This window comes from Sphaerotilus sp., from assembly GCF_031429695.1.
GTDB lineage: Bacteria > Pseudomonadota > Gammaproteobacteria > Burkholderiales > Burkholderiaceae_C > Sphaerotilus.
In genome coordinates, this window is the sequence record NZ_JANPAB010000076.1 from 1 (window position 1) to 26,479 (window position 26,479).

A 26,479-nucleotide genomic window follows, 5' to 3' on the forward strand; every position below is an offset into this window, starting at 1 on the left:
GGATCAAGTCACGTTCGACGAGGATGGGCACCTCGTTGTAGGGGTTCATCAACGCGATGACCTCCGGCTTGGCGAACAGATCGACGTCGCGAATCTCGAAATCCATGCCCTTTTCGAACAGGACGAAACGGCAGCGATGCGAGTAGGGGCAGGTCGTCCCGGAGTAAAGCACCATCATGGCTGGGATCGCTCCTTGGCGTATCAGGGAGAGAGACCACAGGACAACCCCGTGATCCGGTCTCGAAAAAAGAAATCGCGCAGAGGCGTTTCAGCACCTCTGCGCGGCAGACGCCGGCCCCGTGACGGGCACGGCGTCAGGACATCACTTGATGTCCTTCCAGAACGCAGCGTTCAGGCGCCACGCGATCACGGTGAACAGACCCAGGAACAGCAGCACCCAGACACCGAGCTTGGTGCGGTAGTTCTGCGCCGGCTCGCCCATCCATTGCAGGTAGGCGACCAGATCGCCCATGGCGCTGTCGTAATCCGTCGCCGACAGCTGGCCCGGCTTGATCTGCTCGAAGTTCTTGAAGACGTGGGTCTTCTTGGCGTGGTCGTGCGGATCGCTGATTTCCTCGAACACCGCGCGGCGCTCGCCCTGCAGCTCCCACAGCACGTGCGGCATCGCCACCAGCGGGAAGGCCAGGTTGTTCCAGCCCGTCGCCTTGGTCTCGTCGCGGTAGTAGGTGCGCAGGTAGGTGTAGAGGTAATCCGCACCCGAACCTTCGGCACCCGCACGCGAACGGGCGATCACGGTCAGGTCCGGCGGTGCTGCACCCAGCCAGTCCTTGGCCTGGCGCGGATCAATCGCAACCGCCATGGTGTCACCGACCTTGTCGGTGGCAAACATCAGGTTGGCCTTGATCTGCTCTTCGGTCAGACCGATGTCGCGCAGGCGGTTGTAGCGCATGTACGCCGCGGAGTGGCAATTCAGGCAGTAGTTGACGAACAGCTTGGCACCGCGTTGCAGCGCCGTCGTGTCGGTCATCTTCTCGACCGGGAACTTGTCCCATGCGATGCCACCGGTGTTGGCCTGTGCAGGTGAGAGCACGGCCAGACAGGCCGATGCCGCAACGAGCAGGGAAGCAATGAACTTTTTCATGGTTGTCGGGGCTCCGTGTCCGTGGGCAGGCATCAGTGCGGCTGGAAAGTCACGCGGTCGGGGACCGGCTTGAACTTGCCCAGTTGCGTCCACCACGGCATCAACAGGAAGAAGCCGAAATAGAACAGCGTGCCGACCTGCGCGATCAGGGTGCCGACGAACGACGGCGGCTGGATGCCGAGGTAGCCCAGCACGATGAAGAAGACGACAAAGACCGCGTACAGGTACTTGTGCCAGTCGGGACGGTAGCGGATCGACTTCGCGTGGCTCTTGTCCAGCCAGGGCAGGAAGAACAGGATGATCACGGCACCGCCCATCACGACCACGCCCCAGAACTTGGCGTCGAAGGTCTTGAGCAGCACCGCCGCCACCACCGCGGCCACCAGCACGGCGACCTTGGCCTTGCCCGGGATCGCCCCCTTGAGCACCGCCAGCACCGCCGACAGGCCGAGGATCACGCACAGGACGTTCACCAGATCATCGGTCGTGGCGCGCAGCATCGAGTAGTACGGCGTGAAGTACCAGACCGGGGCGATGTGCGCCGGGGTCTTGAACGGGTCGGCCGGGATGAAGTTGTTGTACTCGAGGAAGTAGCCGCCCAGTTCCGGCGCGAAGAAGATGATCGCCGTGAATACCATCAGGAACACGGTCACGCCCAGCAGGTCATGCACCGAGTAATACGGATGGAAGGGGATGCCGTCGAGCGGGTGACCGGTCTTGGGATCCTTCTTGGCCTTGATCTCGACGCCGTCGGGGTTGTTCGACCCCACTTCGTGCAGCGCGATGATGTGCGCAACCACCAGGCCCAGCAGCACCAGCGGCACGGCAATGACGTGGAAGCTGAAGAAGCGGTTCAGGGTCGCGTCGCCGACGACATAGTCGCCGCGGATCAGCAGCGCCAGGTCCGGACCGACGAAGGGCACGGCGGCGAACAGGTTCACGATCACCTGCGCGCCCCAGTAGGACATCTGGCCCCAGGGGAGCAAGTAGCCCATGAACGCTTCGGCCATCAGGCACAGGAAGATCGCGCAGCCGAACACCCACACCAGCTCGCGCGGCTTGCGGTACGAACCGTACAGCAGGCCCCGGAACATGTGCATGTAGACCACGACGAAGAACGCCGAGGCGCCTGTCGAGTGCATGTAGCGGATCAGCCAGCCCCAGGGCACATCACGCATGATGTATTCGACCGAGGCAAACGCCAGCGCGGCGTCGGGCTTGTAATGCATCACCAGGAAAATTCCGGTGACGATCTGGATCACCAGCACCAGCAGCGCCAGCGAGCCGAAGAAATACCAGAAATTGAAGTTCTTCGGCGCGTAGTACTCGGAGAGATGCTCCTTGTACAGCTTGGACGCGGGGAAGCGGTTGTCTACCCAGGTCAGCAGCTTCTCGCCGGCAGACGCATTGGGGGAAGCGACTTTGAATTCAGCCATGTTGGACCTCGGTTCCTTCAAGCCTTCTTGTCTTCACCAATGAGCAACTTGGTGTCGGACAGGTACATGTGGGGCGGGACTTCGAGGTTGTCCGGCGCGGGCTTGTTCTTGTAGACACGGCCAGCCAGATCGAAGGTCGAACCGTGGCAGGGGCACAGGAAACCGCCCTTCCAGTCGTCCGGCAGCGAAGGCTGCGGGCCGGACTGGAACTTGTCCGACGGCGAGCAGCCCAGGTGCGAGCAGATGCCCACGACCACCAGATACTCGGGCTTGATCGAGCGGCCGGCATTCTTGGCGTACTCGGGCATCGGGAAGGCCTTGCGCTCCGAATTCGGATCGGCCATCTGGGCATCGAGCGTCTTGATGGCGTCGAGCTGTTCGGGCGTGCGGCGCACGATCCAGACGGGCTTGCCACGCCATTCGGCCGTGAGCTTCTCGCCCGGCTTGATGCCGCTGATGTCGACTTCCACTGCTGCACCGGCCGCCTTTGCGCGCTCGGAGGGTGTGAAGGTGCTGACGAAGGGCACGGCAGTCGCTAAACCGCCGACAGCGCCGGCGCAGCCCGACGCGATCAGCCACGTCCGCTTGGCCTGGTCGACTTGCTGGTCACTCATGTGATTCCTCGGGAAAAGAAGGTCCGGTCTGAGATGGGGACAACCCCTGATTCTAGCCCAGCGGCGCAACGGTTCTCCATATCTGGCAACATGCGCGCCCTCTGCAGGCGCGCTTAAGCTGGGGCAAAAACAACACGCCGGGACCGCATGAATCCGACTTGACAGATAACTTACGGCGGTAATACTTCACGGCAGCGTAACGACATGTTGTCAGGCGCTTGATCAGAAAACAGGAGATACCCATGAGCATGGCCAGTGAGTTCAAGGAATTTGCCCTCAAGGGCAACGTGATGGACCTCGCCGTCGGTGTGATCATCGGTGGCGCGTTCGGCAAGATCGTCGATTCGCTGATCGGCGACATCGTGATGCCGATCGTCGGCAAGGTCTTCGGTGGCATGGACTTCACCAATCAGTTCATCGCGCTGAACGGCCAGACGGCCACCACGCTGGTCGAAGCGAAGAAGGCCGGCGCCGTGCTGGCCTACGGCAACTTCATCACCATCGCCATCAACTTCCTGATCCTCGCCTTCATCATCTTCATGATGGTCAAGACCATGAACCGCATGAAGCGCGAAGAGCCTGCTGCCCCGCCGGCGCCGCCCGCACCTCCGGCTGAAGACGTCGTGCTGCTGCGCGAAATCCGCGACGCGCTCAAGCGCTGAGCCAGCGACAGTCCATGTCGTTTCAAGGGTGGCCTGGTGCCACCCTTTTTCATGCCCGGATCATGCAGGCGGAACGGGCCAAGTTCGCTGCTCGCCGCGCAGTCGCTCCCAGAGGCGACTCATCTGGAGCACGCCAAGATCGTCATGGCGCCGCCCGACGAACTGCAGTCCGATCGGCAACCCCGCGTCATTCCAGCCCGCATTGATTGACGCAGCCGGTTGCTCGCTCATGTTCCACGGCAACGTGAAGGCGATGTGCTCGAACGGCCGCTGCGGATCGTTCAGCGGACTGGCCCACTCGGCGGCAAACGCCACGCACGGGGCCACGGGCGACAGCACGAAGTCGAAGGGCTGTGTCGCCGCCACCGCCGCATCACGCATCGCCGCCATCTGGCTGTGGCCGTGGAAAACCTGCGCGGCGGTCAGCTCGGCGCCGGTTGAAACCCATTCACGGATGTAGGGCAGCACCTTGTCCCGGCGCTCGGCCGGCAGCGCGGAAATGTCCAGCCACGAGCGCATCCGCCAGAAGCGGTCCATGCCGTCGGCCATCTCGCGGGTCATGAACGCGGACATCGGCTCGACGATGGCGCCAACCGCCTCGAAGCGCCGCGCCGCGTCTTCGATCACCGCCCGCACCTGCGCGTCCAGCGGCATTCCCCAGCCCGCGTCCAGTTGCAGCCCCAGGCGCAGGCCGTGTGGGTCGATCTCCAGTGCGTCCCAGTCGATGTCCTGCGCCGGCAGGCTGGTCGCGTCGCGCCAGTCCGGCTGACTCAGCACGCGCATCATCAGTGCCGCGTCAGCGACGGTGCGCGTCATCGGGCCGGCGACGCGGCCGGCGTAGGCGGGCTGGATCGGGATGCGGCCGAGGCTCGGTTTCAACGTGAACACGCCGCACCAGCTCGCGGGCAGGCGCACCGATCCGCCGATGTCCGTGCCGAGGTGCAGCGGACCGTAACCGGCGGCAGCGCCCGCCCCGGCACCCGCGCTGGAGCCGCCGGGGTTCTTCGTCAGATCCCACGGGTTGCGCGTCAGCGGGTGGAAGCTCGACAGTCCCGAGGACAGCATGCCGTAGTCTGGCATCGTCGTTTTGCCCAGCAGCACGGCGCCAGCCTCGCGCAGCCGGGCGGCGGGTGGCGCATCGGCGGCGGCGGGGGTGAGGACGGTCGCGGCGGTGCCGAGCGGGGTCGGCGTGCCGCGGGTGGCGATGTTTTCCTTGACCATCGCCGGCACGCCGTCCAGCAGTCCGCACGGCGCGCCACGCCGCCAACGTTGCTCGGAAGCGCGCGCCTGCGCCATGGCCGCAGCCGGGTCCAGCGCGTAGGTAGCACAGAGGTGCGGCTCCCAGCAGGCGATGTGGTCCAGCACCGCGCGGGTCACATCCACCGGCGAAACGTCACCGTGGCGGTAGAGCGCGAGCAGCGCGGTGGCAGGGAGGTCGTGCAGGGCGGGCATGGTCGCTCCGGATGATTCGGAGCCATTCTGCGTCAGGCCCTGCCCGGCCCGACCTCGGACAGCACCCGATCAGGCCTTCTTGGCCCAGGCGCTGCACCAGCCGGCGCCGGCCACTTGCTTGCCCGCAAACAACGGGCAGCCACCGGCCTTGTCGCCCGCCTTGCCCTGGTACAGCGCGCAACCGGCACAGTTCTGGCCGACGGCGTACTTCGGGAACTTCTTGGCGTCGGCGCGCTTGGCGTCGGCCACGTAGCCGAGGCCGGCCGCCGCAGCGTCCTTCTCGTCCACAAGGGCTTGCGCCTGGGCGGCGGTGCCGAGCACGGTGCCGGTCGCAGCGAGGGTCATCAGGAAAACGCGGCGTTGCATGGTCATGGTCGAGATCCTTTTCAGTCAGTCTTCAGTCGGTGGGAAGGGGTGCAATGCAGCCGGGATTCTGCTTGAGCTGGTGTTGTTGTCCATGACCTTGGTCAAGGCCGGCGATGTTGCGCTCGGCGGTCGGAATCGAGAATCGGGACACGCACGCTCTTGGCAGAGCTCGATTGCCCCTGATCGGTTTTGCGGAATTTTCAGCGAAGATTCGGCTGGCACACGACAAACCAGGCACAGGAAGGCCCCACGACATGCTGCCCCTGATCCTCGAAATCCACCTGCTCTGGCATCCCGGTGATGACGCGGTGGCAAAGCCAATCGCCGAACGGATCGCCTGCCATTTCCAGGGGGGCGCCTTCGCCAGCCTGCTGGCCGGCGCGGTCGATGTGCAGATGCATTCGGCCGGCTGGTCCGGCAACGACACCACCCCGCGCCCGATCGTCTGGCCAAACGACACCGTCGCCGCCCACCAGCCCCGGCCAGCACGGCATGTCGCCGTCGTGCCCCTCGTCGGGTGCGAGCTGAACCGGGCACTGATGCCGCACGACGGCTCGCCCGCGTGGCAGCAGTTCATCGGTGACATCGGCCAACGGGTGGGCATCTCGACAGTGCGGGCGCTACCGATCTGCCTCGACAAGACAGGGCTGAGCGAGGACTGGCCGCTCAAGCTGCAGCGAACCCAGACAGGCGGTGCAATCGACGGGCTGCGCAAGGCCACCACCCTGGCCCCAGGGGAACTCGACGCCCGGCACCTGCTGGACCTGGTGCAGAGCCTGGCCCAGTGGCTGAGCGGCGACGAGCGCCGGCTGCAGGTCTTCATCAGCCACACCAAGCGGCTCGGCCATGCCGACGAGGCCGTCGAATCACTGGTGTCGCAGGTGCGCCAGGTGCTCGGCGACGGCAGCCGGATGCGCGCGTTCTACGACGCCCACGACCTGGAACCCGGCGAGGACTGGGACCGGGCGCTGCGCGATCACGCCGCCACCTCGGCCGTGCTGGCGCTGCGCACCGACCGCTACGCCAGCCGCGAGTGGTGCCAGCGCGAAGTGCTGACGGCCAAGCAGCACGGGATGCCGGTGGTGATGCTCGACGCGCTGACCCACGGGGAAGAGCGCGGCTCCTTCCTGCTCGACCATGTGCCGCGCCTGCCGGTGCAGCGCCGTGCCGATGGCGGCTGGGAGGACCGCAGCGTGCGCCGTGCGCTGCAGATGCTGGCCGATGCCTGGTTGCACCGGGCACTGTGGCAGCAGCAGCGCGATCTGGCCCATGCCGTGGCGAGCCCCTATGCCGGCTATGCCTGGCTCGAACAGGCGCCGGAGCCGAGCACCTTCCCGCGCTGGCTGGTCCCGGATGGCGACACTCTGCGGCTGCTTCATCCCGATCCGCCGATGGCCACACCCGAGCACGAGGTACTGACCGCGCTGGCCAGACGCTGCGGCGTCACGGCCCTCGACATCACGACCCCGCGCCTGCTGGCGGCCCGCGGTGCCGACCTGCGGAATGCATCAGCGCCGCTGTTGCCCCGTGACGGACTGCGGGGGCGGCGCATCGGGCTGTCGGCGTCGGACAGCGAGGATCTGGCCCGGCTGGGCCTGCTGCCCGAGCACCTGCGGCAGGCACTGCGGGAGCTGGCGCGCATCGTGTTCGTCAGCGGTGGCACGCTCGCCTATGGCGGCAACCTCGACCGCGACAAGTTCAGCTGGCTGCTGATCGACGAGCTGCGGCGCTACGCGGGGCGCGACTGTGGCCGGCTGGAGCTGTGGCTGTCTTGGCAGGAGCACCGGCGCCGCAAGCTGGCCGAGCTGGACGAGGTCCGCGAGGCCCTGGGCACCTACGGCACGCTGCGCGCGATCGGCAAGGACGGCGCTTGCCTCGCCGACCCTGGCGCGAGCCGTGCCCCAAGGGCCTGCCCGCCAATCAAGAGCGCCGTGCAACTGAAGGCGGGCCTGACCCATCTGCGCCGGCACCTGACCGACGGCGGCTATGCGCGGCTGCTGATCGGCGGCAAGCGCACGGACTACACCGGCGACATGCCGGGGCTGCTCGAAGAGGTGCTGATGTCGCTGCGGGGCAAGCAGCCGGTCTATCTGGCAGGCGGTTTCGGCGGCATCACGCTGCACATCGCCGCGCAGATCGATCCCGGTACCTGCACGCCGCTGCTGCCGCCGGGCGTGGCGATCGACCAGGCCACGCGGGACGCGCTCGACGAGGTGCGCGCACTCGTGGGCACGCGGGGCTGGTCGGCGCTGCGCAATGGCCTGAGCGACGACCAGAACCGGCATCTGGCCGTGACGCACCGGCCGGCGGAGATCGCGACGCTGGTCAGCCTCGGACTCGGCCGGCTGCCGGCGATGCCCGCCATGGCGACGGACTGAGGCCCGCGACGCTCAGCCCGCTTCGATCCGCGTCAGGTCGTCTTCGCCCTCGATCCCGGCCATGTGTCCGAGCAGCCGCGTGTAGTGCAGCAGTTCGACTTGCAGCGCCTCCAGCTCGTCGCGGAAGACCGTGCGCTGCACGAGATCGTCGAAGGCACCGGCCAGCGAAAGCTTGTGCCATTTCGCGGTGAAGGGACGCACCTTCTGGTTCAGCACGACGACGGCGATCTTGGCGAACTCGCGGGCGTGACGGGCACCGGGAACCTTGAGAATGTCGCGGGTCAGCTTGAACAACGAATACACCGAATCAAGCGCCGCCTTCTCGTCGCCGTGCTCGCGCGGCAGCGGCTGCGTCGTGATGCGGGTAACCAGTTCGATGTAGAGCGCCCAGGCGGCGTCGCGGTCGGGATCACTGGGTTTGAATTCGGCATTCAGCACCCCAACGTTGATCTTCAAGCTCGACAGGCTCCACTGGTCGAGCAATTCACGCCATTTCATGCGGACGTCCTTTCTGTGAAGGGTCAGGATAGCCAGTGAATATTGGCACATTCGGTCAGGGTCACGCCAGCACCTTCGCCATCGCCTCCGCCGTCCGCTCCACATTCCCGCTGTTCAACCCCGCCACGCACATCCGCCCCGAGCGCACCAGGTACACCCCATGCACCTCGCGCAGCGTGTCCACCTGCTGCGGCGACAGCCCCGTGTAGCTGAACATGCCACGCTGCGTCAGGAAGTAGCTGAAATCCCGCCCCGGCGCCTTCGCTGACAGCACCGCGTGCAGCTGCTCGCGCATCGCCTTGATTCGCACGCGCATCGCGTCCAGCTCGCGGGTCCACGACTGGCGCAGCACAGGGTCGGCCAGCACGCGGGCGACGATCTGGCCGCCATGGGTCGCGGGGCTGGAGTAGTTCTTGCGCACCGCCACCTGCAACTGCCCGATCACCAGCCCGGCCTCCGCCACCGTCGGACAGACCACGCTCAGGCCACCCACGCGCTCGCCGTAGAGCGAGAAGCTCTTGGAGAAGCTGTTGGCGACGAAGAACGCGATGCCGGCATCCGCCAGCGCACGCAGGGCGAATGCGTCTTCCTGCACGCCGTCGCCGAAGCCCTGGTAGGCGATGTCGACAAACGGGATCAGGTCACGCTCGGCCAGCACCGGGATCAGCTCGCCCCACTGCGCCGCCGTCAGATCCACCCCGGTCGGGTTGTGGCAGCACGCATGCAGCAGCACGATCGAGCGCGACGGCAAACCGCGGATCGTCTCCAGCATCGCGTCGAACTGCAGCCCGCCCGTGGCCGGGTCGTAGTACGGATAGGTATTCACCGCGAAACCGGCGCCCTCGAAGATCGCGCGGTGGTTGTCCCAGGTCGGATCGCTGATCCAGGCGGCACTGCCGGGGAAGTACTTCTTCAGGAAGTCGGCGCCCACCTTGAGCGCGCCCGAACCGCCGAGGGTCTGGATCGTCACCGTGCGACCGCTGGTCACTGCCTCGTGCCCGGCGCCGAACAGCAGGTGCTGGATCTCCGTGCGGGTGTTGGTCGCGCCGACCATCGGAAGGTAGCCGCGCGGACCGATGGACTGGAGCATCGCAGTCTCGATTTCACGCACGGCCTGCATCACCGGCAGGCGCCCGGCGTCGTCGAAGTAGATGCCGATCGAGAGATTGATCTTGCCCGGCCGGGGGTCCTTCTGGAAGTTCTCGTTCAGCGTGAGGATGGGATCGCCAGCGTAGGCATCGACGTGTTCGAACATGGTGAAGGTGCTCCTGCAGGGGGTCGGCAATTATCCGCCGAGCCTGCTTCCGCAGCCTCCGGGGGTCCGATCAGGAAAAACGCCGGGCATGGCCGTGCAATCCACCCGAACGGCTGGTCGGTACCACATCGTATTGAGGGGGATCAGCGCCTTGACGCTGGGCGGAGGGTCTCGAAGAATCGGCTTGTCACACATCAGTTACAGCCGGAGCCTCCCATGCGCACAGTTGCCCAGCGAATTGCCATCGTCGGCTTCAGTGCGTTCGAGCGCCAAACGCTGGAAAGCTACTTCCGGCTGGTGGACGCCGTGCCGGTCTACACGGTGGGCGAGTCGGTCGCCGACTGCGACTGGCTGGTGGCCGATGCAGACCAGCCGGAGGCGATCTACACGGTCGGCCAGGCCGGGCGTGTGCGAGACACGGTGTTCATCGGCGGCTCGAAAGCACCCCTGACCGCTGGCGCCCACCTGAGCCGGCCGATCGACGCCCTGCAGTTGCGCCGCGCGCTCGACGACCTGAAGACCCGGCGCGCCGCCCGCACGCTGCGCGAGTCGGGGCTGGCACCGCGGCTGCGGCTGGCCGCCACCGGTCCGAGTGGCTTGACCCGGCAGCAGGCGCTCAATGACCACGACGTGCAGGACTTCCGCGCCAGTTCCGGCTACAGCAACGCGGTGCTGGCCGACGGCGACCAGAGGCTTGACCAGGTGCTGGTGGTGAGCAACAGCCCTGCCGAGTGCCGGATGCTGCGCGAGCGGCTGATGGCCTTCGGCTACCGGGTGCTGCTGACCCGCACCAGCGATGAAGCCGTGGCGCTGACCGAGCGGCTGGTGTTCGGCTTCGTGTTCCTGGGGATGGGCCAAGGGGGACCGGCCGGCTTCCAGACCTGCCGCCGCATCCGCCGCCACCCGACGCTCGCCGGCATGGCACCCGTGGTGGTGGCACTGGCGCAGCGCCTGGCGCCGATCGAGCGCATCCGCGCCACCTTCGCCGACTGCGACGCCTGCCTCACCACACCGCTGGACGACCACACGCTGGAGCAATTGCTGGCGCGCCATGACCGCACGTTCGACCGCGTCTTCCAGCCGACCGCACCGATGGCGCTCTGAGCGGCGTCAGTGCCCGCTGTCGCTGCGGGCGATCTTCATCAGGCGCTCGACCTCGTCGGCGTGTTCCACCGTGTTGCGGCGGTGCCAGCGGCGGATCAGCTCCATGGTGCCCGCCACCAGCAGGCCGAAGATCGTGATCGCGCCAAACGCGGACAGGCCCCCGCGCGTCATGCCGGTGTAGAAGGCTCCGAGCGCCAGGATGCAGGCCTGCTCGTTGAAATTCTGCACGGCGATCGAGCGGCCGGCGCCCATCAGGTTGTGGCCGCGGTGCTGCAGCAGCGCATTCATCGGTACCACCAGATAACCACCCAGCGCGCCCAGCACGATCAGGAACGGCGCGGCCAGCCAGACGTTGTCGATGAAGTTCATCAGCACCACCAGCAGGCCCATGGCCACACCCAGCGGCATGACGCGGATGGCATGCTCCAGGCGCATCAGCATCGAAGCGGCCACGGCCCCCACCGCCGTGCCGACCGCCACCACGCCGACCAGCGACGACGCCTGCGTCGTGCCATAGCCTAGCGCGGCCGCCGCCCAGGCCAGCACGATGTAGCGCAGGTTGCCCGAGACACCCCAGAACAGCGTGGTGGTGGCCAGCGAAATCTGGCCGAGGCGGTCATTCCACAGACGCGAGTTGCAGTCGGAGAAGTCGCGCACCAGTGCCACCGGGTCACTGGACAGCGGCTGCAGCGGCGCATCCGTGCGCGGGATGTAGAGGTTGAACACTGCCGCGATGATGTAGAGGAACACCAGCGACGAGATCGCGGCCTCGGGCGGCGTGTCCACACCCAGGTCGATCAGCGGGAAGTTCAGCGCCAGCAGATGCGGCGCAATGTGCGGCCCCACCAGTTGTCCGCCCAGCAGGACGCCCAGGATGATCGAGGAAATCGTCAGGCCCTCGATCCAGCCATTGGCCTTGACGAGCTGGGACGGTGGCAGGAGTTCGGTCAGGATGCCGTACTTGGCCGGCGAGTAGGCCGCAGCGCCCAGGCCGACGATGGCGTAGGCGGCCAGCGGATGCGTCCCGAACAGCATCATCAGGCAGCCGACGACCTTGATACTGTTCGAGAAGAACATCACTTTGCCCTTGGGCACCGCATCGGCGAAGGCCCCCACGAACGGCGCCAGGATCACATAGAACAGCGCGAACATCGGCACCAGCGCGGCCCGCTGCCACTCGGGCGAGCCGGAGGTCCGCAGCAGCTCGACCGCGGCGACAAACAAGGCGTTGTCTGCCAGCGAGCTGAAAAACTGCGCCGACATGATGGTGTGAAAGCCTTTTTTCATCCGGCTGAGACGGCTCTGTTGGAAGTGGGACGGGGACGTGAAACGGAGACAGACCGGCCTAGGACAGGCGCCAGCCCGGTGCGGCGCGGTTATAGCATGCGCCCCTGCGGGCACTGGTGGAGAAAACCTCAGGCCCGGCTGGCTGGCACAATCTTTCGCCATGCCACGCCCGATCGAAGCCCTCCTCCATCTCGATGCCCTCGCCAGCAACCTGCGGGTTGCCCGCCGCCATGCCATCGACGCGCGCCTGTGGGTGGTCATCAAGGCCAATGCCTACGGCCACGGCATCGAGCGGGTCTGGCCGGGCCTGCTCGGCGCCGACGGCATGGCCATGCTCGATCTGGACGAGGCGCAGCGCGTGCGCAGCCTCGGCTGGCGCGGACCGGTGCTGCTGCTGGAGGGCTGTTTCGAGCCCCGCGACCTGGAGCTGTGCTCGCGGCTGAACCTCTGGCATGTCGTCCACCACGAAACGCAGATCGACTGGCTCGCCGCGCACAAGACCCACCAGCCGCACCGCGTCTTCCTCAAGATGAACAGCGGCATGAACCGCCTCGTGTTCACCGGCCACCACCTGCGCAGCGCCTGGGCGCGGCTGAACGTATTGCCGCAGGTAGACGAGATCTCGCTGATGACGCACTTCTCCGACGCCGATGGCCCGCGCGGCATCGCCGAGCAGGTCGCCGCCTTCCACACCGCCACGCACGACCTGCCCGGCGAACGGTCCTTGAGCAACAGCGCCGCCATCCTGCGCCACGCCGAAGCCGCCGAGGTGCGCGCCGACTGGGTGCGCAGCGGCATCCTGAGTTACGGCAGCGCGCCCGACTTCCCCGAACACGACATCGCGCACTGGGGCCTGGCACCAACGATGACGCTGCGCTCGCGGCTCATTTCCACGCAGACGCTGCAGCCCGGCGACAGCGTCGGCTACGGCAGCCGCTTCCGCGCCGAACACCCGATGCGCATCGGCATCGTCGCCTGCGGCTACGCCGACGGCTACCCGCGCCATGCAGGCACCGGCACGCCGGTGCTGGTGGACGGTGTGCGTACCACGACGGTCGGCCGTGTCTCGATGGACATGCTGGCCGTGGACCTGACGCCGGTGCCACTGGCCGAAGTCGGTAGCGAAGTCACGCTCTGGGGACACGGACCGCAGGGCAGCGTGCTGGCCATCGACGAAGTGGCCCACGCGGCGGGCACGATCGGCTACGAGCTGATGTGTGCGCTGGCGCAGCGGGTGCCGGTCCGGGTCGTGGACGCAGACACCGAGCCGGCCCATCCCTGATCCACACGAGCCCCCAACACATGGACCTGCCCTCCCACCAACTCTCGATGACGGTGCTGATGACGCCGGACATGGCCAACTTCTCCGGCAATGTCCACGGCGGCACCATCCTCAAGCTGCTCGACCAGGCCGCCTACGCCTGCGCCAGCCGCTACGCCGGCCGCTATTGCGTGACGCTCAGCGTCGACCAGGTGATGTTCCGCCAGCCGATCCACGTCGGCGAACTCGTCAGCCTGCTGGCCTGCGTCAACTACACCGGCACGTCGTCGATGGAGATCGGCATCAAGGTCGTCGCCGAGAACATACGTACCCAGGTCGTGCGCCACGCCAACTCCTGCTTCTTCACGATGGTCGCCGTCGACGACGAGGGCAAGCCGGCCAAGGTGCCGACACTGCGGCCGTTCTCGGCGGACGAGAAGCGCCGCTGGGAGAACGCCCAGGCGCGCCGGCAGCTGCGCACCGAGATGGAACAGCGGCTCAAGGCCGTGCGCCACCCCGCGCCGCCGCAGCCATGAAACCGCCGCGCATCGATCCGCGCGAGGTCGATTTCACCGCCATCCGTGCCCAGGGCGCCGGGGGCCAGAACGTCAACAAGGTATCGAGCGCCGCGCACCTGCGCTTCGACATCGGCGCCTCGTCGCTGCCCGAGGCCATCAAGGAGCGCCTGCTCGCGCTGCCCGACAGCCGCATCGGCGGGGACGGCGTCGTTGTCATCAAGGCGCAGGACCACCGCAGCCTGCCACGCAACCAGGCCGATGCGCTGGCCCGCCTGCAGGACATGGTGGACCGCGCCGCCCACGTGCCCAAGGCACGCCGCGCGACCAAACCGACCTACGGCTCGACCGTGCGCCGGCTGGAGTCCAAGACCCGGCACAGCGCGACCAAGGCGAAGCGGGGCCGCGGCATCCTCTCCTCTGACTAAAGAGCAAGACACCGGCGCTGGCGGGGCGTCGACAGTGGTACCGCAAAGGATCACACTGGACACGGTCGCCCCAGGCGACCGGGACCGCCGCCCGTCTCGGCGGAAAGGAGTGTCCAGATGATCACGTTCCTCCGCACAGCCTCCATCGCTTCGGGCAAGGTCGGCAGCGCACTCGGCTTCGCCCACGAGATTTCCGGCTACCTCAAGAGCCACTTCGGTTTGGACGTGACGGTCCACATGCCGATCGGCGGCAATCCGAACCGCGTGGCCTGGAGCGCCAGCTACGACAGCCTGGCCGCACTGGACGCCATGCAAGGTCGGATGATGGCCGACAAGGACTACATGGGCATGGTGGCCAAGGGCAGCGAGAACTTCCTGGCGGGCTCCGTGCACGACACGCTGTGGCGCACGGTGTGAGCTGAGCAGCGGCGACAATCCGCCGCATGGCACGCGACAAGACGATCTACACCTGCCGCGACTGCGGCGGCACCAACCCCAAGTGGCTCGGCAAGTGCCCGCACTGCGGGGCCTGGAACACGCTCGACGAGACCATCGCCGAACCCGTCTCCAGCCCCGGCGGCGGCAAGAACCACCGCTTCCAGGCGCTTGCCAAGACCCAGCCGGTCGCCACGCTGGCCGACATTGAAGCCGCCGATGTGGCGCGCACACCGACCGGGCTGGAGGAGCTGGACCGCGTGCTCGGCGGCGGGATCGTCGAAGGCGGTGTGGTGCTGATCGGCGGTGACCCGGGCATCGGCAAGAGCACCTTGCTGCTGCAGGCCGCCGAGGCCCTGTCGCACCAGATGAAGGTGCTCTACGTCACCGGCGAGGAGTCCGGCGCGCAGGTCGCGCTGCGGGCGCACCGGCTCGGGCTGGGCGGGCAGAACCTGCGCGTGCTGGCCGAGATCGGGCTGGAGCGCATCCAGGCCACGCTCGCGCTGGAGCAACCCGCCTTCTGCGTCATCGACTCGATCCAGACCCTCTACTCCGACCAGCTCACCTCCGCCCCCGGTTCAGTCGCCCAGGTGCGCGAGTGCGCCGCGCAGCTCACCCGCACCGCCAAGTCCACCGGCTGCACCATCGTGCTCGTCGGCCACGTCACCAAGGAGGGCGCGCTGGCCGGTCCGCGGGTGCTGGAGCACATCGTGGACACGGTGCTCTACTTCGAGGGCGACACGCATTCGAGCTTCCGCCTCGTGCGCGCCATCAAGAACCGCTTCGGCGCGGTCAACGAGATCGGCGTGTTCGCGATGACCGAGAAGGGCTTGAAGGGCGTGGCCAACCCGAGCGCGATCTTCCTGTCGAGCCACGGCGAGCCGGTGCCGGGTGCGTGCGTGCTGGTGACGCTGGAGGGGACGCGGCCGCTGCTGGTGGAGATCCAGGCGCTGGTGGATGCCGGTGGCCCCAGCCCGCGGCGGCTCAGCGTCGGACTCGACCGGGACCGGCTGGCGATGCTGCTGGCGGTGCTGCACCGGCACGCGGGCGTGTCCTGCGCGGACCAGGACGTGTTCGTCAACGCGGTCGGCGGCGTGCGCATCAGCGAGCCGGCGGCGGACCTGGCCGTGCTGCTCGCGATCCAGAGTTCGCTGCGCGGTCGGCCGCTGCCGAAAGGGTTCATTGCGTTTGGCGAGGTGGGGCTGGCTGGCGAGGTGCGCCCGGCGCCGCGGGGCCAGGAGCGGCTCAAGGAAGCGGCCAAGCTCGGCTTCACCGTCGCGCTCGTTCCGAAGGCCAATGCACCCAAGAAGCCGATCGACGGGCTGATTGTTCACCCGATTGAGCGAATCGAAGAAGCCATCGAGGCTGTCCGCCAGATGACCTGATCCGGCTTCGGTCACGGACATCGCTAGCAGAAAGGCTTGATCGCGCAAATCCTGCATTCGCAGATCAGAGGACTCAAACCTAGTGTCAAGCCTCTATTGGTGAATAATTTCACTCAAATTCGCCCAACTCGTTGATATTAAATGAAATTTATCGCCGAGATCCCAGGGAACATCGGTCGATTTAACCGGAAAAATTGTTCCCTATTTATCGTTTACGGGAGACATCTCCTACACTTTCTGTGCCCGTGATGACTTTGCACCATCCCCCTCAAACGCGGGGTTAATACCTTTCGTTACGTGGTGACGGTGAATGACTTCCCCCACTCCAGCGATAAGATCCGGTACATGAAAGTTCCATTTCAACGCACCATCAATGCCGTCCTGGCAGCCTCTGCCCTACTCGCCGGCTGGTGGGCATTCCGCTGGGCCGGACTGGTTCTGGCCGTCACGGTCATGGCCTTCTGGTCGATCCTGCAGTTCAATCGGGCCTCGCGCCAGTTGCGCAATGTGGCCGACCGGCCGAAGGGCATGGTCGACAGCGTCGTGACGCTGCAATCGAAACTGGCGCACGGCATGACCATGGCCGACGTGCTGGCCATCTCCAACAGCCTGGGTCAGCGCGTGAACGAGCGTGGCAACGACTGGCTCTGGCGCGACAGCTACGGCAACCAGATCGTCGTGAGCCTGCGCCGCGGTTTTGTCGAGCGCTGGAGCGCCACACGCACCGACGGCCAGAATACCCCGACGGCCAGCCGTCCCGCCGCTGCGCAGGACGCCGTGCGCAGTGTCGACCACAGCCCGATCGCAGCTGCCGCCTGAGCACGGACTCGTCGCAGGCTGGCCCGAGACGCCGCTCAGGCGCCGAACCAGCCCATTCGGGACGTGATGTCGCGGGCGGCTTTGAACTGCGTTCGCAGGCGCTGCGCCGCCAAGGAAGCGGTTTCCTGCGTCAGTGCTTCGGCATCCGCCTCGATCTCGCGTGCCGTGTCGGCCAACTCCCGCAAGCCCAGGCTGGCCGCCGCGCCCTTTAGCCGGTGCGCCGCATTCGAACGGTCTGAAGCCCCACCGCCCTGTTCGAGCGACGCCAGCAGGTCGGCCAGCGACGCACTTTCGTCCGACAGAAACCCTGCAAGCAGCACCCGATAGCACGGCGCCGACAGCGCTGCACAGGTATCGGCAATCAACGCCAGATCCAGCAGTCGCGCAGCCTCGCCCGGCTTGATGCGGGCACGGCGGCGGCGCTCCGGCTTGACGGGTCCAGCGGCCGCCACGCCGAGGGCCACCACCGGGGCGGCAGTCAGCGCGGCCACTGGCGCCATGCTGCCGACCGTGCGGGCGCCGAAGTGCTTGCGCAGCAACTCCTCGACGTCGTGCAACTGCACGGGCTTGGCCAGAAAGTCGTCCATGCCCGCCTCCCGCACCCGCTCGCGGGACTCGGCGAAGGCGTCCGCCGTCAGTGCCACGATGCGCACGCGGGACTGCGGCGTCGGCAATCCGCGAATGGCACGCGCGGCCGCCAATCCGTCCATGACCGGCATGTGCAAGTCCATCAGCACGAGATCGCATGCCTGCTCTCGCACCACGGCAATCGCCTCTTCGCCATGGATCGCCAGCAGCACCCGGTGGCCCAGATGCTCCAGCAGCACCCGCATGAATTTGCGGTTGACCGGGTGGTCGTCCGCGACCAGCACCCGCAGGCCACCCGCAGCGGCCGTGACCGGTCCCACGTCACGGCCCGTCAGTTCGGCCGAGAGCGGTGCCGGGGCCACCTCACCCAGCAATGGCCCCTTTCTGGCGACCAGTGCCTCCGCACCGAGTTCCGGCAAAGGCAGCACCACCGTGAATGCGCTGCCACGCCCGACCTCGCTTGTCACGGAGATCTCGCCCTCCATCATTTCGGCCAGGGTGCGCGAGATCTCCAGACCAAGCCCGGTACCGCCGAAACGCCGGTTGATGCTGTCATCGCCCTGGCTGAAGCGCTGAAACAGGCGGGCACGGGTATCCTCGCCCATGCCGATGCCGGTGTCCGAGATTCGAAACCGGGTCGCGGCCCGCCCTTGTGCCGTGTGATAGCGGTCGACCTGCATGCGCACCATGCCCGAGTCGGTGAACTTGATCGCGTTGCCCAGCAGGTTGAACAGGATCTGCTTGACCCGCTTGGCATCGGCCTGCACGACCGGATGCAGATCGGCGGCCAGATCGACCTCGAACCGCAGCCCCTTGTCGCGCGCCTGTGGCGCCATCAGGGCCTGCACCTCGCCGATGGCCTGAGGCAGATCGGTGGGCCGGGCCATCAGGTCCATCCGGCCGGACTCCATCTTCGAGAAGTCGAGCACGTCGTTCAGGATCGTGAGCAGGTGCTCGCCCGACTGGCGTGCCACGCCCAGGCAATCGCGCTGCTGCGCCGTGAGCGCCGAGCGGTCGAGCAGCGACATCATGCCGAGGAGGCCGTTGAACGGTGTGCGCAACTCGTGGCTCATGTTGGCCAGGAAGGCGCTCTTGGCACGGCTGGCCTGCTCGGCTTCGGTGCGCGCGGCCTGCAGGTGGCGGGCGAACTGCTCCAGCTCACTGCGGCGCTGCTCCAGCGCGCGCACCTGCCGCACCACCACATAGGCAAACGCGCCGATGAGCAGACACTGGAAGATGGTCAATCCGATGCCGATGCGGCTCTGGTCCCGCACCGCCTCATTGCGCCGCGTGACCCCCTCTGCCACGGCCTGGTTGGCCAGCAGCGAGAGATCGCGAATCGACTGGGCCGCCTCCTCATACTCGGGCAACAAGGCCAGAATCTCGGCCGGATCGACCTGTCGAGGGGCATCCAGCCCGATGACCCGGTCCATGCGGGCCACCAGTGCATGCAGCCGGGCAATCACCCAACGGTGCTGCTCCAGCTCGGGCATCACGTCGCGGGTGCGCTCCGGCTCGACCAGGCTGATGCGGCTGACGTAAATCTCGTAGCGCTCGTTCAGGGCGTCGAGCGCGATGGGTTCCTTGCGTGCCACGGCCACCTGCAGCGCCTGGCCCAGCCGCAGCGATTCGGCTTCGAGCTGGAAAAAACTCCAGACAATGTTGTCACCCTGGTAGACCACCCGGGCATTGAGGAGCGCCAATGACTGGGTCTGCAGCCAGCCGATGCCCCCGAAAACAGCCACCAGCAGGACCGCCATCAGCGCCATCAGACGCCCCACCCGGGTCGTCGGAATCATTCGAGCACGTCGAGGGTCTTGAGCTGCCAAGCCGATCGACTGTAGTAGCGCTCAGTCCGCAGCACCTCATCCGAATCGAACGGGTAGACGATGAACAGTGGCCCCCTGTCGCGCACTGGCATCGGCTTGTCGTCCATCAGACGGGCCAGCACCAGATTGAACCGGAGCGCATCGCCCACCGGCAGATCGACCTTGTAGTCATTGAGCGCGATGGCCCGCAGGTTCTTGCCCTGGGCATCGACGGCAGCCAGCACGTCGCGCAGCAGCGGCCCGGTGAACTTGCGGGCTTCGGCATGCCATGGCGTCTTGGTCGAGAAGGACTGCTGGGGCAGTGCCGCGAGCATGTCCATGTCGAACTCGGCCCCCTTGTCGGCATTGCGGATGCCGATGCGGCCGGTGACGGTCAGCACGACCCGCCCCTTGGGACGGTCCAGCGCCTGCGCGGCCGGGGCCACCAGCGCCAATGTCGCGGAGGCGACCATGAAGTGACGACGCGCGATGCTCACAGTGCTTCCTTCTCCACGTGCCAGCCGAAGGATCTCGGCCCGAGGGAATGATGCCGCGACCCCATCCAACCGATCAGCCGAAGTGGCAGATGTAGTGGTACGGCTCGCCCTCGACGCGGATCTGGAAACTCGCGTTGCCCGGCACGTCGAACGACTGACCCGGCCCGAAGGTCCGCCACTCGTTCTGGCCCGGCAGCAGCACGCTGCACGCACCCGCCACGGTTTCCATGACTTCCGGCGCGCCGGTGTTGAAGGTCAGCGACGCAGGCAGGATCACGCCCACGCTCTTCTTCGTGCCGTCGGCCAGCGTGATGGCGTGCGAGACGCAGCGGCCGTCGAAGTAGACGTTGGCCTTGGTGCCGACGCTGGCGACGCTCAGTTGTTCGTTGCTCATCGGTGGCTCCTCAGGCGGTTTTCTTGGCAGCGGCCTTGCGGGCAGCGGGCTTCTTCTTGGCTGGCGCGGCCTCGACAGGCTTGGGGGCACGCGCCGCACGGGCATTCGCGGCGATGCGCAGGCGCAGCGCGTTCAGCTTGATGAAGCCGCCCGCATCCGCCTGGTTGTAGGCGCCACCGTCGTCGTCGAAGGTCGAGATCTTCGGGTCGAACAGCGAATCGGTCAGCGACTCGCGGCCCACGCACATGATCGTGCCCTTGTAGAGCTTGAGCTTGACGGTGCCGTTCACGGTCGCCTGCGAAGCGTCGATCAGCCCCTGCAGCAGCACCCGCTCCGGCGCAAACCAGTAGCCGTTGTAGACCATGCGCGCGTAACGCGGCATCAGGTCGTCCTTCAGCGCCAGCACTTCGCGGTCGAGCGTGATCGACTCGATGGCGCGGTGGCCGGCCAGCAGGATGGTGCCGCCAGGGGTTTCGTAGCAGCCGCGGCTCTTCATGCCGACGTAGCGGTTCTCGACCTTGTCCAGACGGCCGACACCGTGCAGGCCGCCGATCTCGTTCAACTTGGTCAGCACCTGGGCGGGCGACAGCTTCTCGCCGTCGATGGCGACCACGTCGCCCTTCTCGTAGGTCAGCTCGATGGTCTGTGGCTTGTTCGGCGCCTTCTCCGGGCTGCGCGTCAGGCGCCACATGCTGTCTTCGGGCGCGAAGTTCGGGTCTTCGAGGATGCCGCCTTCATAGCTGATGTGCAGCAGGTTGGCGTCCATCGAATACGGCGCGCCACCGCCCTTGCGCTTCTTGAAGTCCACGGGGATGCCGTGCTGGTCGGCGTAGGCCAGCATGCTTTCGCGGCTGGACAGCGTCCACTCGCGCCACGGGGCGATGACCTTCACGCCCGGCATCAGGGCGTAGGCGCCCAGCTCGAAGCGGACCTGGTCGTTGCCCTTGCCGGTGGCACCGTGGCTGATGGCGTCGGCTTCGGTCTTCTGGGCGATCTCGACCAGGCGCTTGGCGATCAGCGGGCGGGCAATCGACGTGCCGAGCAGGTATTCGCCTTCGTACAGCGCGTTGGCGCGGAACATCGGGAACACGAAGTCGCGCACGAACTCTTCGCGCAGGTCTTCGATGTAGATGTTCTCGGGCTTGATGCCCATCTTGATGGCCTTGGCGCGGGCCGGCTCGATCTCCTCGCCCTGGCCGATGTCGGCCGTGAAGGTCACGACCTCGCACTGGTACTCGTCCTGGAGCCACTTGAGGATGATGGAGGTGTCCAGGCCGCCCGAATAGGCGAGGACGACGCGCTTGATCTGTTGCTGTTGGGACATGTGGTGACTGCCGCTGCGGTGCGCTGCGTGAAATGAGGAGCAAACCTCGATTTTACGGCTCAGCGGACCTGGCCGAACCGGCCGCTGTTGAAGTCGGTGATGGCCTGTTCGATCTCGGACCGACTGTTCATCACGAAAGGCCCGTAGCCCACGATCGGCTCGTCGATCGGCTCGCCCGACAGCAGCAGCACGCGGGCATCACCGTCCTGCGCCTGGACCTGCACCTGCGTGCCTTCGCGGCTGAAGGTGACGCACTGGCTTTGCTGCGCCAGCGCAGCGCCATTGACCTGCACCGTGCCGCCCAGCACCACCAGCAGCGTGGTCCAGCCGTCCGGCTGCGCCAGCGTGGCCGTGTGCCCGGCCGCGACCTGCACATCCCACACGTTCATCGGCGTGAAGGTGCGTGCCGGGCCGGTGTGGCCGGCGCAGTCCCCGGCGATCACGCGCACCTGGCCCGCGCCCCCGTCGAGCGGCACGGCCGGGATGTCCGCATCGACGATCGCCTGGTAGCGGGCGGGCGTCATCTTGTCGCGGGCCGGCAGGTTGACCCAGAGCTGCACCATCTGGAACGGCCCGCCCGTGCGGCTGTACGCCTCGGAGTGGAACTCGTCGTGCATGATGCCGCCGCCCGCGGTCATCCACTGCACGTCGCCCGGGCCGATGACCCCGCCGCCGCCCGCGGAATCGCGGTGCTCGACCTCGCCGGCATAGACGATGGTCACGGTCTCGAAGCCCCGGTGCGGGTGCGCACCCACGCCCCGGCGCTTGCCGGTCTTGGGCGTGAAGTGGGTCGGGGCGGCGTAGTCGAGCATCAGGAAGGGGCTGCGGTGCTGCGCGCCCTGCTGGTAGCCGAACAGGCCCTGGACGGGAAAACCATCGCCGACCCAGTGGCGACCGGGGGCCTGGGCAACGCTGAGCAGTGTTTTCATGGGAATCTCCTGGATCCAGGATTTTGAATTGCCTGTGCAGTTTGTGCTTGTCGCTGCTGCCAGGCCATGAATTCCGAGGGCCGCAAGCCGTAGCGGGCCAGCACGCCTTCATGCAGGCGGCGCAGCTCCTCGATGATCAGCGCCTGAACGTCCGCCCGCTCGTCCAGAGGCACAGCGCCGACCTCCACGGCTTGATCGACCTGCGCCAGCGTGTCCTGGTCCGGTCCGACGACCACCTGCCGGATCGTTCGACGGATCAGCTCACGCCAGGCCAGCCGCAGCGGGTCGGGCTCGGCCAGTGCCTGCCGGATCGCCAGATACTCCTGCGTCGAACGCTCGTACGACCAGACGAACAGGTCGCGCAACAACTCCACGCGGGTCATCTCGTACACCCCCAGCACGGCGCTGGCATAGGCGGACTCGGGCACATCGACAAACGTCAGCGGACACAGGTTGGCGCGGAACAGCGGCAGGTTGGCCATCAGGCGCGAGGTGCGCTTGTTCATGTCCGCGAAGGGCTGCAGATAGGGCAGATGCACCAGCATGAAAAACGACTGCTCGAACGGATCGGTAATGCGCACGGCCTTGTCGAGCATCGCCTCCATGGCAGCTTCGATGGGCGCCGCCCCCGACAGCGGGCGGTACACGCTCAACCCGATGTCCACGGCGTGCTGGCGGATGCGGCCTTCGTCCGCCGGGTTCGGCAACAGGTTCTCGGCCAGCGCGCTGTGCAGGTTCATCAGCGTGTAACGGTCGAACCCGGCGGTGTCGATGTTCTCCACCAGCAGCTCGATGGCCGCCTTGTGGTTGAGGATCATCTGGGTCTCGGTCGTGGCCTTGCCCTGGGCTGCGCGGCCCTGCTCGATCAACGCCCGGGTGTCCAGCCGGGTGTAGGTGTTGCCCTCCAGATGGCTGGAGGCCCACGACAAGTCGATCAGCAAGCGATTCAGGATGGCCCGGCTGTAGGTGCCGGCCGGCTCACCGGCCTGAGCGGTTCGGCCCATGCGGTGCAACTGGCGGCGCAGCGGTTCAGACAGGTAATGCGTCACACCTGGCTGATAGCGATCGAGAAAGTCGAACTGATAGCCAATCGGTTTGCGCGACAGCACTGGCCGTTCGACATAGGCCAGGATGTCACGGCTATCAGCCGATACGGGAATGCCCTCGGCCCACGACTGCAGCGCGATGACCGGGACCGTCAGCGCATGCGCCTGATAACGGCGGGCACGACCTTCTCCATGGGCATGCAAGCGCCCCGCCTCGATCAACTGCCCAATCCAGCGCTGCGCCGTGCGGCGTGCCACTTCCGGATGACGGGTCAGCAACTCGGCCAGTGTCAGCCCGCCCACTGAGGCAGAAACGGAATCGATCAGATCGGCTGGCGTGGTCATGGCGAATGTGTGGCGCAGTTTTTCAGGAAATGGCGCGATTCTGGCGCGGTTCTGGAAACTGCGCCACCCAGCCTGCTGTCCCGCCCGCGACAACCCCTGCGGGACGCCCCCGAGCCACCGGCGCCACGTTCCGGCGTATACCTGCGGGATCGCCACCTCTGCCGAGTGCCGCCCTCCATGTCAGTCCCCGCCGACCGCCCTCACCTGAAGCACTGGCCCAAGCGCCTGCCGCTGGACCTCGTGCTGCCCGAGACCTCGCTGTGGTTCAACCTCGCGACCGCCGCGACCCGCTACCCCGACCGCGCCGCCTACCTGTTTTTCGGCCAGCCGCTGAGCTTCCGGGCGCTGCACCACCAGGCCGAGGCGCTGGCCGGCTGGCTGCAGGCGCGGGGCGTGGCCAAGGGCGACCGGGTGGCGATCTTCCTGCAGAACTGCCCGCAATTCATCGTCGCCTTCTACGCGGTGATGCGCGCCGACGCGGTGGTGGTGCCGGTGAACCCGATGAACCGGGTCGATGAGTTCGGCCACTACATCACCGACCCCGACACCAAGGTCGTCATCACCAGCGCCGACCTCGCCGCCATCGTCGCCGAGGCGGACGCGCGGCTGCCCGAGGCACGGCGGCTGCGCGCCATCGTGGTGACGCGCTACGGCGACTACCTCGGCGACACCATCGACCCCGCGCTCGCGCCGCCGCCGGCCATCGACGCCTGGCTGCGCGCCTCGCCCGCGTTGCCGGCCGGTTGCACGCTGCTGGCCGACGCACTCGCCGCCCACCTGACGCCCACCGCGCACACCGCTGGCCCGGACGACATGGCCCTGCTGCCCTACACCTCGGGCACCACCGGCCTGCCCAAGGGCTGCGTCCACACCCACCGCACGCTGACGAGCAACATCGTCGGCGGCAGCCTGTGGGGCTACGCCAGCGCGGAGACGGTGAGCCTGGGCGTCGTGCCGTTCTTCCACATCACGGGGATGCTCTACGGCGTGCTCAGTCCGGTGTGGGGGGGTGCCACGGTGGTGATCCTGCCGCGCTGGGACCGCGAACTCGCCGGCCGGCTGATCTCGCACCACCGGGTCAGCCACTGGACCTGCATCCCCACGATGATCATCGACCTGTTCGCCAGCCCGAACTACCGCAGTTTCGACCTGTCGAGCCTGCGTTACCTCTCGGGCGGCGGGGCCGCGATGCCGCAGGCGGTGGCCGAGCGGCTGCTGAGCGAGTTCGGCCTGACCTTCGCGGAAGGCTACGGGCTGACCGAAACCGCCGCGCCCAGCCACGCCAACCCGCCCGAGCGCGCCAAGCTGCAGTGCCTGGGGATGCCGATCTTCGGCGTCGATGCGCGGGTGGTCGATCCGGTGACGTTCGAGGAACTGCCTGCGGGCGAGGTCGGCGAGATCGTGACGAACGGGCCGATGGTGTTCAAGGGCTACTGGAAACACCCCTCGGCGACCGAGGCGGCGTTCATCGAGCTGCCGGGTTTGCCGGGCAAGAAGTTCTTCCGCACTGGCGATCTCGGGCGGATGGACGAAGAAGGCTACTTCTTCATCACCGACCGCCTCAAGCGGATGATCAACGCGAGCGGATTCAAGGTCTGGCCGTCGGAGGTGGAACTGCTGATGTACCGACATCCGGCGGTGGCCGAAGCCTGCATCATCGGCACGCAGGACGCCTACCGCGGCGAGACGGTCAAGGCTGTCATCGTGCTGCGCCAGGAAGCGCGCGGGCAGACGACCGAGCAGGACATCCTCGACTGGGCACGCGAGCACATGGCCGCGTACAAGGCGCCCAAGCTCGTCGAGTTCGTCGAGGCGCTGCCCAAGTCGGGCGCGGGCAAGGTGATGTGGCGGCTGTTGCAGGACAAGGAGCGGGCGCGGCAGGAGTCGGCGGGGCGGTGAACTCGGTTTACCGATCTATGCAAGGTTTACCTAGAAACCAGCATAAATCGGTAAGGTCGGCATAAGCGGCTTCAGTGAAGTTCTTTACCGAAAAAACTTTGCTACAGCGTTGATTTCATTGGGAAATCTTGTTCGGGATAGGTACAGAACTTCTGTGAGGACGCTTATCAGGCAGGAAGGGCACCCCCAATCGTCAGACAGAGGACCGAGCGGCACCGCCTCAGCCGATCGCCTTCGGCGGCAGATAGATCGTAAATTCGTTGACCGGCTCCAGCAGCACGCTGTCCGGGTGCCGCGGCCCGTCGTCGCGCACCAGCCCGAGGCGGCTGAGCAGGCCGAAGTGGGCGGAGATCACACTCAGCGGCTCAAATTGGTAAATTCAGATGCGATCGCCTTGAACACGTTCCCTGGAACCGATTGTTGGGCGACACACTTCATTCGCCGGCTATTGATAACGCGCTGGACGCAACGTCATTGATGAGAGTTCGGATGCTGATGAGCCCGTCCGTACCCAGGGCTGTTCACTGCTGCCTGAGACAATGACAATGCGAGCTGGTTTGAGACACGGATAGCGCAATGAAGACGTTGAAGGAGTGCTTGGCGACGGTGAAGGATCCACGCCGAGGGCAAGGCAAACGCTACGACCTGGTCC

26 protein-coding genes are annotated in these 26,479 nt (G+C 66.7%); 10 read left to right on the forward strand and 16 right to left on the reverse strand.

The window, feature by feature from the left end; all coding sequences use genetic code 11:
* From RMP06_RS14545 to petA, 4 genes are all read right to left on the reverse strand, one after another.
* Positions 1 to 178: glutathione S-transferase N-terminal domain-containing protein (locus RMP06_RS14545; protein WP_310462527.1), on the reverse strand; the 178-nt coding region annotated here is incomplete at its 3' end.
* Positions 179 to 322: 144 nt separating this feature from the next.
* Positions 323 to 1,102 (reverse strand): cytochrome c1, encoded by a 780-nt coding sequence (locus RMP06_RS14550; protein WP_310462502.1) that lies wholly within the window; start codon positions 1,100 to 1,102, stop codon positions 323 to 325.
* 32 nt (positions 1,103 to 1,134) lie between these two features.
* Positions 1,135 to 2,538, reverse strand: coding sequence for a cytochrome b (locus tag RMP06_RS14555; protein WP_310462503.1), 1,404 nt, complete (start codon positions 2,536 to 2,538; stop codon positions 1,135 to 1,137).
* A 17-nt stretch (positions 2,539 to 2,555) separates the two neighbouring features.
* Positions 2,556 to 3,152, reverse strand: coding sequence for a ubiquinol-cytochrome c reductase iron-sulfur subunit (petA, locus tag RMP06_RS14560; RefSeq protein WP_310462504.1), 597 nt, complete (start codon positions 3,150 to 3,152; stop codon positions 2,556 to 2,558).
* Positions 3,153 to 3,394: 242 nt separating this feature from the next.
* On the opposite strand from petA, the gene mscL reads away from it, so the two are divergent.
* Positions 3,395 to 3,814, forward strand: a complete 420-nt coding sequence (mscL, locus tag RMP06_RS14565; protein WP_310462505.1) for a large conductance mechanosensitive channel protein MscL — start codon at positions 3,395 to 3,397, stop codon at positions 3,812 to 3,814.
* A gap of 60 nt (positions 3,815 to 3,874) precedes the next feature.
* On the opposite strand, the gene RMP06_RS14570 is transcribed toward mscL, so the two are convergent.
* Complete coding sequence (locus RMP06_RS14570) at positions 3,875 to 5,266, reverse strand: amidase (protein WP_310462506.1); 1,392 nt, start codon at positions 5,264 to 5,266, stop codon at positions 3,875 to 3,877.
* A gap of 69 nt (positions 5,267 to 5,335) precedes the next feature.
* Entirely contained in the window at positions 5,336 to 5,638 is a 303-nt protein-coding gene (locus RMP06_RS14575) for a high-potential iron-sulfur protein (protein WP_310462507.1), read from the reverse strand.
* A 248-nt stretch (positions 5,639 to 5,886) separates the two neighbouring features.
* Between RMP06_RS14575 and RMP06_RS14580 the strand changes: the two genes are divergently transcribed.
* Positions 5,887 to 8,010: a TIR domain-containing protein gene (locus RMP06_RS14580; protein ID WP_310462508.1), complete on the forward strand. Its 2,124-nt coding sequence runs from the start codon at positions 5,887 to 5,889 to the stop codon at positions 8,008 to 8,010.
* A gap of 12 nt (positions 8,011 to 8,022) precedes the next feature.
* On the opposite strand, the gene RMP06_RS14585 is transcribed toward RMP06_RS14580, so the two are convergent.
* Together RMP06_RS14585 and RMP06_RS14590 are read right to left on the reverse strand one after the other, a co-directional pair.
* Positions 8,023 to 8,508, reverse strand: a complete 486-nt coding sequence (locus tag RMP06_RS14585; RefSeq protein WP_310462509.1) for a hypothetical protein — start codon at positions 8,506 to 8,508, stop codon at positions 8,023 to 8,025.
* Positions 8,509 to 8,569: 61 nt separating this feature from the next.
* A complete protein-coding gene (locus RMP06_RS14590) occupies positions 8,570 to 9,763 on the reverse strand; it encodes an amino acid aminotransferase (protein WP_310462510.1) in 1,194 nt (397 codons plus the stop codon).
* Between the two features lie 216 nt (positions 9,764 to 9,979).
* On the opposite strand from RMP06_RS14590, the gene RMP06_RS14595 reads away from it, so the two are divergent.
* Positions 9,980 to 10,867, forward strand: a complete 888-nt coding sequence (locus tag RMP06_RS14595) for a PleD family two-component system response regulator (protein ID WP_310462511.1) — start codon at positions 9,980 to 9,982, stop codon at positions 10,865 to 10,867.
* Between the two features lie 6 nt (positions 10,868 to 10,873).
* Here the strand turns inward: RMP06_RS14595 and lplT are convergent, their stop codons facing one another.
* Positions 10,874 to 12,154: a lysophospholipid transporter LplT gene (gene lplT, locus RMP06_RS14600; protein WP_310462512.1), complete on the reverse strand. Its 1,281-nt coding sequence runs from the start codon at positions 12,152 to 12,154 to the stop codon at positions 10,874 to 10,876.
* A gap of 160 nt (positions 12,155 to 12,314) precedes the next feature.
* On the opposite strand from lplT, the gene alr reads away from it, so the two are divergent.
* From alr to RMP06_RS14630, 6 genes are all read left to right on the forward strand, one after another.
* On the forward strand, positions 12,315 to 13,436 hold the full coding sequence (alr, locus tag RMP06_RS14605) for an alanine racemase (RefSeq protein WP_310462513.1): 1,122 nt from the start codon (positions 12,315 to 12,317) through the stop codon (positions 13,434 to 13,436).
* Positions 13,437 to 13,456: 20 nt separating this feature from the next.
* A complete protein-coding gene (locus RMP06_RS14610) occupies positions 13,457 to 13,951 on the forward strand; it encodes an acyl-CoA thioesterase (protein ID WP_310462514.1) in 495 nt (164 codons plus the stop codon).
* Entirely contained in the window at positions 13,948 to 14,358 is a 411-nt protein-coding gene (gene arfB / locus RMP06_RS14615; protein WP_310462515.1) for an alternative ribosome rescue aminoacyl-tRNA hydrolase ArfB, read from the forward strand. Before RMP06_RS14610 ends, arfB begins: the two co-directional genes overlap by 4 nt.
* A gap of 117 nt (positions 14,359 to 14,475) precedes the next feature.
* Positions 14,476 to 14,775: a hypothetical protein gene (locus tag RMP06_RS14620; protein ID WP_310462516.1), complete on the forward strand. Its 300-nt coding sequence runs from the start codon at positions 14,476 to 14,478 to the stop codon at positions 14,773 to 14,775.
* A 26-nt stretch (positions 14,776 to 14,801) separates the two neighbouring features.
* Positions 14,802 to 16,178 (forward strand): DNA repair protein RadA, encoded by a 1,377-nt coding sequence (gene radA / locus RMP06_RS14625; protein WP_310462517.1) that lies wholly within the window; start codon positions 14,802 to 14,804, stop codon positions 16,176 to 16,178.
* A 345-nt stretch (positions 16,179 to 16,523) separates the two neighbouring features.
* Complete coding sequence (locus RMP06_RS14630) at positions 16,524 to 16,997, forward strand: hypothetical protein (protein WP_310462518.1); 474 nt, start codon at positions 16,524 to 16,526, stop codon at positions 16,995 to 16,997.
* Between the two features lie 35 nt (positions 16,998 to 17,032).
* Here the strand turns inward: RMP06_RS14630 and RMP06_RS14635 are convergent, their stop codons facing one another.
* The 6 genes from RMP06_RS14635 to RMP06_RS14660 all read right to left on the reverse strand — a co-directional run bounded on the left by RMP06_RS14635 (position 17,033) and on the right by RMP06_RS14660 (position 23,928).
* On the reverse strand, positions 17,033 to 19,384 hold the full coding sequence (locus tag RMP06_RS14635) for an ATP-binding protein (RefSeq protein ID WP_310462519.1): 2,352 nt from the start codon (positions 19,382 to 19,384) through the stop codon (positions 17,033 to 17,035).
* A complete protein-coding gene (locus RMP06_RS14640) occupies positions 19,381 to 19,890 on the reverse strand; it encodes a putative pterin-binding protein (protein WP_310462520.1) in 510 nt (169 codons plus the stop codon). Before RMP06_RS14640 ends, RMP06_RS14635 begins: the two co-directional genes overlap by 4 nt.
* Before the next feature lie 73 nt (positions 19,891 to 19,963).
* On the reverse strand, positions 19,964 to 20,284 hold the full coding sequence (gene ppnP / locus RMP06_RS14645; RefSeq protein ID WP_310462521.1) for a pyrimidine/purine nucleoside phosphorylase: 321 nt from the start codon (positions 20,282 to 20,284) through the stop codon (positions 19,964 to 19,966).
* Positions 20,285 to 20,294: 10 nt separating this feature from the next.
* Positions 20,295 to 21,608 carry an argininosuccinate synthase gene (locus RMP06_RS14650; RefSeq protein ID WP_310462522.1) on the reverse strand — a complete coding sequence of 438 codons (1,314 nt, stop codon included), beginning with the start codon at positions 21,606 to 21,608 and terminating at the stop codon, positions 20,295 to 20,297.
* 59 nt (positions 21,609 to 21,667) lie between these two features.
* Positions 21,668 to 22,537, reverse strand: a complete 870-nt coding sequence (locus RMP06_RS14655) for a pirin family protein (RefSeq protein WP_310462523.1) — start codon at positions 22,535 to 22,537, stop codon at positions 21,668 to 21,670.
* On the reverse strand, positions 22,534 to 23,928 hold the full coding sequence (locus tag RMP06_RS14660; protein ID WP_310462524.1) for a Fic family protein: 1,395 nt from the start codon (positions 23,926 to 23,928) through the stop codon (positions 22,534 to 22,536). Before RMP06_RS14660 ends, RMP06_RS14655 begins: the two co-directional genes overlap by 4 nt.
* A gap of 177 nt (positions 23,929 to 24,105) precedes the next feature.
* Here RMP06_RS14660 and RMP06_RS14665 point away from each other — a divergent pair, with 177 nt between their 5' ends.
* Positions 24,106 to 25,827, forward strand: coding sequence for a long-chain fatty acid--CoA ligase (locus RMP06_RS14665; RefSeq protein ID WP_310462525.1), 1,722 nt, complete (start codon positions 24,106 to 24,108; stop codon positions 25,825 to 25,827).
* A gap of 220 nt (positions 25,828 to 26,047) precedes the next feature.
* Here RMP06_RS14665 and RMP06_RS14670 read toward each other — a convergent pair whose 3' ends face one another.
* Positions 26,048 to 26,182 (reverse strand): hypothetical protein, encoded by a 135-nt coding sequence (locus tag RMP06_RS14670; RefSeq protein WP_310462526.1) that lies wholly within the window; start codon positions 26,180 to 26,182, stop codon positions 26,048 to 26,050.
* Positions 26,183 to 26,479 lie beyond the last annotated feature (297 nt).